Consider the following 10,726-nt stretch of genomic DNA (forward strand, 5'->3'; position numbering starts at 1 on the left):
GCGCCCGCTGCCGCCGCGGGAGGCGGCGGTGGCGGCGGTGGCGGTGGCGCGGCGGAGCCCGCGGGGTCGCGCTGGTCCATGCCCGGGGCCCTAGAGGCCGAGGACCTTGGCCTTGGCGGCCTCGTAGTCGGCGTCCGTGATCAGGCCCTGGTCGAGCATCGTCTTGAGCTGGGTCAGCTTCGCGACGGGGTCCTCCGCGGCGGGGGCCGGCGGGGGCGGGGGCGGCGTGTCCTGCGGCTGCTGGGGCGTGGCGTGCGGGACGTTCGGCTGCTGCAGCGCGCCGGCCGCGCCGGCCGCCGCGTTGACGCCCATGCCGAGGAAGGCCATCCCGTCCCCGCCGCCGTTCTCGCCGGCGGCCTGGAACCCGCGCGCGGCGGCCTGCTGCATGAAGGAGTTGCCGCGGGCGCCGCCGAGGGCGTCGGCCTTCTTGACGTCGCTGAGCAGGGCGCGGGTGTCCTCGTCGTACTCGATCGCCTGGATCGCGACCTTGACGATCGTGATGCCGCGCGCGGTCGTCCACTGGTAGCCCTCTTCGACCGCCAGCGCCAGGGACTGCGCGAACCCGACCGAGTCGCTCTGGATCCGCGCGATCCGGTTCCCCTTGCTGGGGTCGTTCGTGTAGATCGAGAACGCCGCCGCGAGCGACCCGACGACCTCGTTGAAGAGCTGGCTGGCGGCCGGGTTGTCGAGGTCCGAGAAGTCGAAGGCCCGCGCACCGGCGCTGAGGTACGTCAGGGGCACGAACTGCTTGACCAGGAGGATCGGGTCCACGATCCGCAGCGAGTAGGAGCCGCGGGTGATCGCGCCGACCTGCGCGCCGAGGTAGGCGTCGTCCCAGTAGATCTCCGACTGGGTGCCGAAGCGGTTGTTCGGGATCTCCTTGAGGTTCACGTAGAACGCGAGCTGCTGGGTCCCCGGACGACCGCCGAACTTGAACCGCTCCCACGACATGGTGACCGTGGGGCTGAGGATGCCGTCGCCCGCGAAGATCGACTGCGAGTTGGGGTCCTCGGACGTGTAGACGAACCCGCCCGGCTCGGCGACGAGGCCCGTCAGCTGGCCGTCCTGGAACGTGAGGAGACCGTAGCCCTCGGGCACCAGGATCCGGCTGCCGTTGGTGATGATGTTCTCGGACGCCTTGGTGTTCGATCCGCGGCCGGCGTTCTGGCCCTGCGGGACGGCCGGGAAGATCGCTGCCGTCGGTGCGAGGTGCGCCGGGGGAGCCAGGAAGTCCTGCCACTGGTCGGCCAGCATGCCGCCGACTGCTCCCGAGAAGGCCTTGATGAAACCCATCCGATTCCTCCACGTGACGTGCGTCGGGGCCAAGCGCCGGACCTTCGAACTCTACATGATCGTTTCTTGACCATCTCGGGTGCGACGGGGTGAGAACCGGCGCGTCACCGGTACCGCGAGCGTGCCCGGACCCGGACCTGCGCCGAGCGCCCCCAGCAGCAGGGCGAGTGCCGGCACGAGGAGGACGGCCGCGGCGAGGTTCACGCCGCGGAAGCCGCCGGCCGCGAGGATCGGCCCGGCCAACGCGGCCGCCCCGGCCCCCGCGTAGTTCATGCCGGCGTCGGTGGCGCCCTGGAGCGGGAGCCGCAGATCGAGGGGTGCTGTCGCCAGGACCGACGACGCCGCGATGACGCTGGCCGACCAGCCCAGGCCAAGGACGACGAGCGCGATCGCGGTCAGCGCGCTGCTCTCCGGGCGCGCGGCGGCGACGAAGCCCAGAGTCACCGCCACGGCGAGGACGGCCAGGCCGCCTGCCGCCAGGCGGAGCGCTCCCCAGCGGTCCGCCAGCCACCCGAACACGGGGCTGAGCGCGAACATCCCGAGGACGTGCAGGCTGATGACGACGCCGACGACCTCCAGTGACATGCCGCCGTGCTTCATGTGCAGGGGGGTCATGACCATGACCATGACCATCGCCGCGTGCGCCAGGGCGAGGAGCGCGACGGCGAACCGCAGCACGGGGTCCCGGCCGGCGCGGGCCACCGCCGCGAGGGCGCCGACCGACGGTGGTCCGACGACCGCCGAGGTCCCCGCAGGCGCGGCGTGCGCGGCGTCGGCCGGACCAGCGTCGGCCGGAGCAGCGTCGACGGGTCCGGCGGCGCCGGGTGCGGCGGCGCGGAAGAGCGAGGCCACCACGAGGGACGCCGAGGCGAACGCGAGCACGGAGAAGAGGTACGGCCCCGCGAGCCCGGGGATCCCCACGCGCACGCCGAGGTCCGCGCCGACCGCGCTGAGGTTCGGGCCGGCGACGGAGCCGATCGTCGTCGCCCAGAGCACGATCGACATGACGCGACCGCGGGTCGCGGGCGCGACCCCGTCGGCGGCGGCGTAGCGGGACTGGAGGTTCGCGGCCTGGGCGACGCCGAAGCACCCCAGGCCGAGGAACAGGACGACGACCTGCGAGACGACAGCGGACGCCACGACGAGCACGGCGCCCAGCAGCGCGATCGCGTAGCCGGTCGCGAGCGACCAGCGGCGGCCCCGGCGCGCCGCCAGGCCGGCCAGGGGGATGGCGGCCACCGCCGCACCGAGGACGCTGGCCGCCTGCGCCACCCCGGCGATCGACGTGCCCCCCAGCTGCTCGGCCAGCAGCCCGCCGACCGCCGCACCCGAGGCGATGCCGACGCCCCCGAGCACGTTGCTGAGGATCAGCACGCCCGTGCTGCGGGCGTCGAGCCGCGGTGGACGTCTCATGCCGCCAGCATGCCGCCTGGCAGCCCTGCCGCGGGTCAGCGGGCGGCCGCGCCGCTCCGCACGGTGGACTCGGAGCGCAGGACGCGGGCGTGGTCGACGGTCCGGCACGGTCCGGTGAGCCGGACCCCGGCGCGGGGCCAGTCGCCCTCGCTGGAGCCGCCCGCCATGAACGTCAGGGTGCCGGGCTCCACCACGCGCTCGCCCCGGATCCCCGTGAAGGAGCTGAGGTCGGCGTGGACGGTGAACGAGACCACGGCGCTCTCGCCCGGCGCCAGCTCGACCCGGCGGTACCCCACCAGCTGCCGGACCGGCCGATTCACCTGGGCGACAGGGTCGCTCAGGTACAGCTGGACCACCTCGGCGCCCGCGCGAGGCCCGACGTTGCTGAGCTCGACGGTCAGCTCCACGGCGCCGTCGGTCGGGACGTCCTCGTGGGTGACGCGGAGGTCGCCGTAGCGGAACTGCGTGTACGACAGGCCGTGGCCGAAGGGGTAGGCGGGCGTGAGGTCGAGGTTGCTGATCCGGCCGACCTGGCGGGTCAGGAGGCTGCCGAGGTACGTCTGCGGTCCGCTCGTCGCGACGGCCGGCACCTGGACCGGCAGCTTGCCGCTGGGGTTGATGCGTCCGGACAGCACGCCCGCGATCGCGGACGCCCCCTCCTCGCCCGGCATGAACGCCTGCACGACGGCCGCGGCCCGCGGGGCGTGGGCGCCCAGCGCGTAGGGCCGCCCGGACACGACCACGAGGACCGTCGGTGTCCCGGTCGCCAGGACGGCGTCCACGAGCTCGTCCTGCACGCCCGGCAGGCGCAGGTCCGCCGCGTCGCACCCCTCGCCCGAGCTGCCGCGGCCGAACATCCCCGAGCGGTCGCCCACGGTCAGGACGCACACGTCGGCGTCCCGCGCCGCCGCGACCGCGGCCGCGATGCCCGCCCGGTCGGTCCCGAGCACGTCGCAGCCGCGTTCGACGGCCCACGCCGCCGCCGGGAGCTCCGCCGCGAGCGCCTCGGCGATCGTGGGGACCTCGATGCCCAGACCCAGCTCGGGATGCCGCGGCAGCACGTGCACCGGGTAGGAGTAGCAGCCCATCAGCGTGCGGGGGTCCTGCGCCAGCGGGCCGACGAGGGCCACGCGGGCCGGGCCGTCGCCGAGCGGGAGCACCCCGGCTGCGTTGTGCAGCAGGACGATCGACTGCTCGGCCACGGTCCGGGCCAGCAGCCGGTTCGCCGGGCTGTCCAGGTCGATCGGGCCCGCCGCGTCCGTGGTCGGCGGCGTCGCGTCGAGCAGCCCCAGCTCGAGCTTCTGGTGCAGCACCCGCCGGGCCGCCCGGTCGACGAGCTCCTCGGCGACGGCGCCCGAGCGCACCTGCTCGACCAGCCGGCTCCCGTAGCCGGCCACGTCCGGGAGCTCGACGTCGATCCCGGCACGCAGGGCGAGCGCGCCCGCCTCGGCGACGTCGGCCGCCACCCCGTGGGTCGTGGCGAGGAACGCGACCGCCCAGTAGTCCGAGACGACCGTGCCGGTGAACCCCCACGCGTCGCGCAGCACCGACGTGAGCAGCTCCTCGGAGGCGCCGACGGGCACCTCGTCGATCGCCGAGTAGGAGTTCATCACGGAGCGGGCGCCGCCCTCGCGCAGCGCCATCTCGAACGGTGGCAGCAGCACGTCGGCGAGCTCGCGGCGGCCCACCGAGACCGGCGCGTGGTTGCGCGCCGACCGGGACGCCGAGTAGCCGACGAAGTGCTTGAGCGTGGCGACCGTCCCGGTGGACTCCATGCCGCGCACGTACGCGGCGCCGATGGTCCCCACGGTGTACGGGTCCTCGCCGATGGTCTCCTCGACCCGGCCCCACCGGTAGTCGCGGACGACGTCCATCACGGGGGCCAGGCCCTGGTGCACGCCGAGGCGGCGCAGGTCGCGCCCGATCGCGGCGCCGACCTCCTCGACCAGCTCGGGGTGGAAGGTCGCGCCCCACGCGAGGGGGATCGGGTACACCGTCGCGCCGAGCGCCGCCACGCCGGTGAGGCACTCCTCGTGCGCGATCGCGGGCAGGCCCAGACGGCTCGCGCGGGCGAGGCGCGCCTGGACGCCCGCGAGCTTGGCCGCGCCCTCGTCCGCCGGCACCGGCTCGGTCCCGACGACGCGGGTGAGGTGGCCCAGGCCCTGGGCCGCCGCGTCGTCGAACGCGGGGCGGTTGGCGCCGAGCGTGTCCTGCATCGGGGCGATCACCTCGCCCGGCCCCCGCGTGTCGAACCAGTAGCCGCCGAGCTGGCCCACCTTCTCCTCGAGCGACATCGCCGCGAGCAGCGACGCGACGCGTCGCTCCGCCGGCAGGTCGGCGTCGTGCCAGGTGGTCGCGGCCGGCCGCTCCGTCTCGTGGGGCACGGTCAGACCTTCCGGTTGGGCAGCGGCGGGTGCGTCGTGGAGTCGCGGACCACGAGGGACGTGGCGATCTCGATGTGGTTCGAGTCGAGCGGGACGCCGTCGTGCACGCGCAGGACCGTGTGCAGCGCGCGCCGGCCGATCTCCTGCAGCGGCTGTCGCACGGCGGTCAGCGGCGGGCTCGCCCAGCCGGCCACGGGCGTGTCGTCGTACGAGACGACGCTGACGTCGCGCGGCACGGACAACCCCACCCGCCGGGCGGCCTGCAGGACGCCCATGGCCTGCACGTCGCTCGACGCGAGGATGCCGGTCGGGCGGTCGGGTCGCTGCAGCCACGTCCACGCGACGTGCTCGGCCTCCTCGAGGTTGAACCCCACCTGCTGCGCGTGGCCCGCGACCAGCTCGATGCCCGCCTGGGCGCAGGCCGAGCGGAAGCCGTCGAGCCGCGCGACGGCGCTCATGGACTGCGCCGGCCCGGCGACCACCGCGAGCCGGGTGTGGCCCAGGCTCAGGAGGTGCTCGGCGGCGGTCCGACCGCCCAGCCAGTTCGTCGAGCCGACGGAGACGACGTCGGGATGCGTGAAGTCGAGCGGGTCGATCACGACCACCGGCAGCCGCGCGTGGACGATGCTGCCGTAGACCTCGGGGCCGAGGCCCGCGGTCAGGACGATCGCGCCCAGGCGTCCCGACGCGGCGAGGCGCTGGGTCCAGGCCGTGCTGGACTCCGCCGCGCCGTCCGGCGTCCGGCGCAGGAAGCGGCCCACGACGATGTCGACCCCGTGCTCCTCGGCGGCGAGGGTCGCCCCGCGGAGGACCTCCATCGCGTAGGCGCTGTTGAGCACGTCGACCATGAGCTCGACGGTCCGTTGACCTGCCGAGCGCCGGCCCGCCGGCGTCTTGTAGCCGAGCTGGGTGATCGCGCGCTCGACGCGCTCGCGCGTGGTCGCCGCGACGTCCGGACGCCCGTGGACGACCTTCGACGCCGTCGCGACGGAGACCCCCGCGTGGGCCGCGACGGCGGACAGGTTCGGGCGCGCACCGTTGGGCTTGGTCACCGCGGTCCTCCAAGGTTCGACGCGACTGTACCCACGGCACCGAAAACATCAAAGCGTGGGCCGGCCGCCTCAGGCCGTCCGGTCTCGGCCGAAGCGGACTATTTACACGGCTGCCGCGTCGTCGTACTGTGCAAGCGTTTCGACGAAGGTCCGAAAAGTTTTCGCCACGACGAAGTGGAGAGACGCCATGTTGAGGCACACACGCACGCGCCAGGCCGCCGCGGTGACGGGCGGCGTCGTCGCAGCCCTGCTCCTGGCGGCCTGTGGTTCCGGCGCCACACCCGAGCTTGGCCAGAGCAGCGAGCCCGAGGCAGCCGCGGGTGACTCCGCGGGCGGCGGGGCCGTCGTCTGGGCGGTCGAGAGCTCGCAGTCGGACACCTACGTCGCCGCGGTGGAGCGGTGGAACGCCGACCACCCCGACGCACCCATCGAGCTCCAGCTCTTCCCCGACAACGGGTACAAGGACAAGCTCCGCGTCGCCCTGGGGGCCGGCGAGGGGCCCACCATGATCTACAGCTGGGGCGGCGGCGGGCTCGAGGCCTTCGTGGAGCAGGACCTCGTCGAGTCGCTCTCGGACCTCGCCGCGGACACGCCGGAGATCATCGACCGGTACCTGCCCGCCACCCTCGGGGGCGTGACGTTCGACGGCGAGGTCTACGGCGTCCCGATCAACAACATGCAGCCGGTCGTGCTGCTCTACAACAAGGACGTCTTCGAGCAGGTCGGGGCGGAGCCGCCGGCCACGTGGGACGACCTCATGGACCTCGTGCCCACGTTCACCGAGGCGGGCGTCGCGCCGCTGGCGCTGGCGGGCCAGAGCAAGTGGCCGCAGCTGCCGTACCTGGCGTACCTGGTCGACCGGGTCGGCGGGCCCGAGGTCTGGGACGCCGTCGCGGCGAACGAGCCCGACGCGTGGTCCGACCCCGCCGTGCTCGAGGCGGTCACGATGATCCAGGACCTCGTGGAGGCCGGGGGCTTCGTGGAGAACTTCTCCTCGATCTCCTACGAGAGCGGCGCCGCGGACGCCCTGCTCTACACCGACAAGGCGGCCATGCTCGTCATGCTGAGCCAGGCGTACTCGAACATCGCGAAGACCGCGCCGGAGTTCGCCGAGTCCGGGTCGATGGGCTACGTCCCCTTCCCGGCGGTCGACGGCGGCGCGGGCGACCCCGCGAACCTCACCGGCAACCCGTCGAACTACTGGTCCATCACGACGGCGGCGTCCGACGAGGAGCAGGCCACCGCGCTGGCCTTCCTCGAGGAGCAGGTGATGAACGAGGAGTACACCGGCGAGATCGTCGGACGCTCGGCGGTCCCGGGGGTCACAACGGCCGAGGACCTCATCGCCGAGAGCGACGACGAGTACCCCGGCTTCGTCTTCGACCTCGTCGCCGAGGCGCCGCACTTCCAGCTCTCGCTCGACCAGGCGCTCTCGCCCGCGCAGGGCGAGGCGCTCAAGACGGCGCTGGACCAGGTGTTCCTGCTGCAGATCACCCCGGAGCAGTTCGCCGAGACGATGAACGCCACCATCGAATGAGCGCTCCCGCACAGGCCGTGCGGGAGCGCGGCAGGACCGCGCTCCCGCACGCCGGGCCGTCGCTGTGGCTGCTGGCCCCGGCCGCCCTCCTGTTCGTCACGTTCGCCGTCGTGCCGCTGCTGGGCGCGATCGGGCTGTCCCTGACGTCGTGGAACGGCCTGGGCGTGCCGGCCTGGACGGGCTTCGACAACTGGCGGGACGTCTACTCCGACCCGGTCACGTGGCACACGATCCGGCTCAGCCTGCTGGTCATGGTCGGCTCGTGGGTCGTCCAGACGCCGCTGAGCCTGCTGCTCGGCGTCTACCTGGCCGGGGGCAGGCGCAGCCGGGCGGTGGTCGGGGTGGCCTACTTCCTGCCGCTCCTGCTGTCGTCGGCGGCCGTCGGGCTGACCTGGAAGAACCTCCTGGACCCGAACTTCGGGCTGACCAGCACGGCGCCGGCCGGCCCGCTGTCCCACGCGTGGCTCGGTGACCCGCGGACCGCGCTCGCGGCCGTCGTCGTCATCGTCGCGTGGCACTTCGTCCCCCTGCACACGCTGCTCTACCAGGCCGGGGTGCGGCAGATCCCGCGGTCGCTGTACGAGGCGGCCGCGATGGACGGGGCCAGCACCCTGCAGCAGTTCCGGTCGATCACGCTGCCGCAGCTGAAGTACACGATCGTCACGTCGTCGGTGCTCGTGCTCGTCGGCTCCCTGACCTACTTCGACCTCGTCTTCGTCCTCACCGGCGGGGGCCCGGGCGACGCCACCCGGATCCTGCCGCTGCACATGTACCTCACGGGCTTCCAGGCGACCGAGATGGGCAAGGCCAGCGCCATCGCCGCGGTGCTGGCCGTCATCGGCCTCCTGCTGTCCCTCGCCCTGACCAGGTTCTCCGGGTTCTCGCGCATGCAGAGCCAGCAGGAGGGGCTCTGATGACCGTCGTCGACGAGGCCGCCCCCCGCACGTCCGAGCGGGCGCCGGCACCCACCGGGCGCCGCGCGCCGTCGTGGCGGGTCAACTGGCCGGGAGGCGTCGGCGCGCTGGTCTGGCTCGTCGTCGTGCTGGTGCCGATCTACTGGGTGCTCATCACGAGCCTGCGCACGCAGCAGGACTTCTTCGGCGACCACCCGCTCGCGCTGCCCGCCGAGCCCTCGCTCGACAACTACCTCGTGGTGTTCGAGCTGGGCTTCGCGCGGTACTTCCTCAACTCGGGGATCGTCACCGTCGCCGCCGTCGCGCTGACCGTCTTCGTCTCGCTCTTGGCGGCGTACACGATCGTGCGCAGCTCGCGGCCGCTGGCCCGCCGCGCGTTCTCGCTGTTCCTGCTCGGCCTCGCGATCCCGGTGCAGTCGGCGATCATCCCGATCTTCTACATGATCACCAAGCTCGGGCTCTACGACAGCCTCACGGCGGTGGTCCTGCCGTCGGCCGCGTTCGCCATCCCCATCACCGTGATCATCTTCTGCAGCTTCATGCGCGACATCCCCGGCGAGCTCTTCGAGTCGATGCGGCTCGACGGTGCGGGGGAGTGGCGGATCCTCTGGCGGCTCGTGCTGCCGCTGAGCAAGCCGGCCATCCTGACGACCGCGATCTACAACGGCGTGAACGTGTGGAACAACTTCCTCTTCCCGCTGGTCCTCACGCAGAGCCCTGGTACGCGCACGCTGCCCCTGGCACTGTGGACGTTCCAGGGCGAGCTCACGATCAACGTGCCGGCGATGATGGCGGCCGTCGTGCTCTCGGCCCTGCCTCCGCTCACGCTCTACGTCTTCGGCCGGCGCCAGCTCGTCGCCGGCCTGACCGCGGGGTTCGGCAAGTGACCGAGCCCCACGACCCCCGAGGAGCATCGATGCCCGCAGGTCCCCGACCCACCGCCGAGAGCTGGCCGATCGCGGCCGCCATGCTGCCGTTCCCGCCGTCGCAGGACGCCCCCGCCGAGCAGTGGGTCGACCAGCTCGCGGAGGTCGCGTTCGAGGGCTTCGACCACGTCGACGTCACCGACTCGTGGGTCCGGGCGGGCGACCTCGAGCCCGCCCGCCTGGACGAGCTCAAGGACGCGCTCCGGGCGACCGGCCTGGCGCCGGCCGCCCTGTCGGCGATCCGGCGCAGCGTCATCGACCCGGAGCAGGGCGCCGACAACCTCGCCTACTCCCACCGCACCATCGACGCCGCGGCGGAGCTGGGCTGCTCGGTGGTCAGCGTCGGCCTGCACCGGCCGCTGCTGCCCGGCCAGCGGGAGGCGTTCTGGTTCTGGACGGCCCAGGGCCCGGTCGACGCGACCGACCGGGACACCTGGCAGCTCGCGGTGGACCGGCTGCGCGAGCTCGGGGAGCACGCCGCCGACGTCGGGCTCGAGCTCTCGCTGGAGATGTACGAGGACACGCTGCTGGGCACCGCCGAGTCCGCCGTCCGCCTGGTCCAGGACATCGACCACGCGGCCGTCGGCCTCAACCCCGACCTCGGGAACGTCTTCCGCCTGCACCGGGAGATCGAGGACTTCGACGCCGCGGTGCGCCTGTGCCTGCCGGTCTCGAACTACTGGCACGTGAAGAGCTACTACCGCGACGAGGACCCGTCCAGCGGCGCGGTCGTGACCCTGCCGGCGCCGATGGAGCTCGGGTCCGTCAGCTACCGCCGGGCGGTGGCGGTCGCGCTCGACGCCGGCTTCACCGGTCCCTTCTGCGTCGAGCACTACGGCGGCGACGGGCTCTCGGTCTCGGCCATGAACGCCCGGTACCTGCGCCGCCTGCTCGCCGTCGCCACCGGCGAGGCGCGCGACGCGGTGCTGGCCCGGACGCGCGCGGGGGTGACGCGATGACCACCCGGGTCGCCGTCCTCGGGCTCGGCGCCATGGGCCTGCCCATGGCCACCTGGCTCGCGCGGACCATGGACGTGACGGGCTTCGACCTCAGTGCCGAGCGTCTCGCGCTCGCCGCCGAGGGCGGCGTCCGGCCCGCCCCCAGCGCCCGCGAGGCGTGCGAGGCCGCCGACGTCGTCGTGGTGGGGGTGCGCGACGGCGCCCAGCTGCGCGCGGTGCTCGGTCCCGACGGCGCGGGCACGGGCCTG

General features: G+C 73.5%; 9 protein-coding genes. 5 read left to right on the top strand and 4 right to left on the bottom strand.

Translation table 11 applies throughout. From position 1 onward, the window contains the following. Positions 1 to 90: 90 nt before the first annotated feature. From IDM29_RS11305 to IDM29_RS11320, 4 genes are read right to left on the bottom strand one after another with little or no spacing between them, the layout of a single operon-like run. Positions 91 to 1,293 (bottom strand): SHOCT domain-containing protein, encoded by a 1,203-nt coding sequence (locus IDM29_RS11305; protein ID WP_182113412.1) that lies wholly within the window; start codon positions 1,291 to 1,293, stop codon positions 91 to 93. Positions 1,294 to 1,344: 51 nt separating this feature from the next. Then, on the bottom strand, positions 1,345 to 2,706 hold the full coding sequence (locus IDM29_RS11310) for an MFS transporter (RefSeq protein WP_182113413.1): 1,362 nt from the start codon (positions 2,704 to 2,706) through the stop codon (positions 1,345 to 1,347). 35 nt (positions 2,707 to 2,741) lie between these two features. Next, a complete protein-coding gene (locus IDM29_RS11315) occupies positions 2,742 to 5,090 on the bottom strand; it encodes a glycoside hydrolase family 3 N-terminal domain-containing protein (protein ID WP_309232722.1) in 2,349 nt (782 codons plus the stop codon). Positions 5,091 to 5,092: 2 nt separating this feature from the next. Then, on the bottom strand, positions 5,093 to 6,142 hold the full coding sequence (locus IDM29_RS11320; RefSeq protein ID WP_182113414.1) for a LacI family DNA-binding transcriptional regulator: 1,050 nt from the start codon (positions 6,140 to 6,142) through the stop codon (positions 5,093 to 5,095). A gap of 187 nt (positions 6,143 to 6,329) precedes the next feature. Here IDM29_RS11320 and IDM29_RS11325 point away from each other — a divergent pair, with 187 nt between their 5' ends. The 5 genes from IDM29_RS11325 to IDM29_RS11345 all read left to right on the top strand — a co-directional run. After that, positions 6,330 to 7,679 (top strand): ABC transporter substrate-binding protein, encoded by a 1,350-nt coding sequence (locus IDM29_RS11325; RefSeq protein ID WP_182113415.1) that lies wholly within the window; start codon positions 6,330 to 6,332, stop codon positions 7,677 to 7,679. After that, entirely contained in the window at positions 7,676 to 8,593 is a 918-nt protein-coding gene (locus IDM29_RS11330; protein WP_182113416.1) for a carbohydrate ABC transporter permease, read from the top strand. Before IDM29_RS11325 ends, IDM29_RS11330 begins: the two co-directional genes overlap by 4 nt. Next, complete coding sequence (locus IDM29_RS11335; protein WP_182113417.1) at positions 8,593 to 9,480, top strand: carbohydrate ABC transporter permease; 888 nt, start codon at positions 8,593 to 8,595, stop codon at positions 9,478 to 9,480. The genes IDM29_RS11330 and IDM29_RS11335 overlap by 1 nt, the downstream gene beginning before the upstream one ends. Positions 9,481 to 9,509: 29 nt before the next feature. Beyond that, entirely contained in the window at positions 9,510 to 10,478 is a 969-nt protein-coding gene (locus IDM29_RS11340; protein WP_182113418.1) for a sugar phosphate isomerase/epimerase, read from the top strand. Continuing rightward, a partial coding sequence (locus IDM29_RS11345; RefSeq protein ID WP_188037538.1) for an NAD(P)-binding domain-containing protein occupies positions 10,475 to 10,726 on the top strand: 252 nt, incomplete at its 3' end. The genes IDM29_RS11340 and IDM29_RS11345, both read left to right, overlap by 4 nt.

Origin of the sequence: Actinotalea sp. JY-7885, assembly GCF_014525465.1 — a bacterium.
GTDB lineage: Bacteria > Actinomycetota > Actinomycetes > Actinomycetales > Cellulomonadaceae > Actinotalea.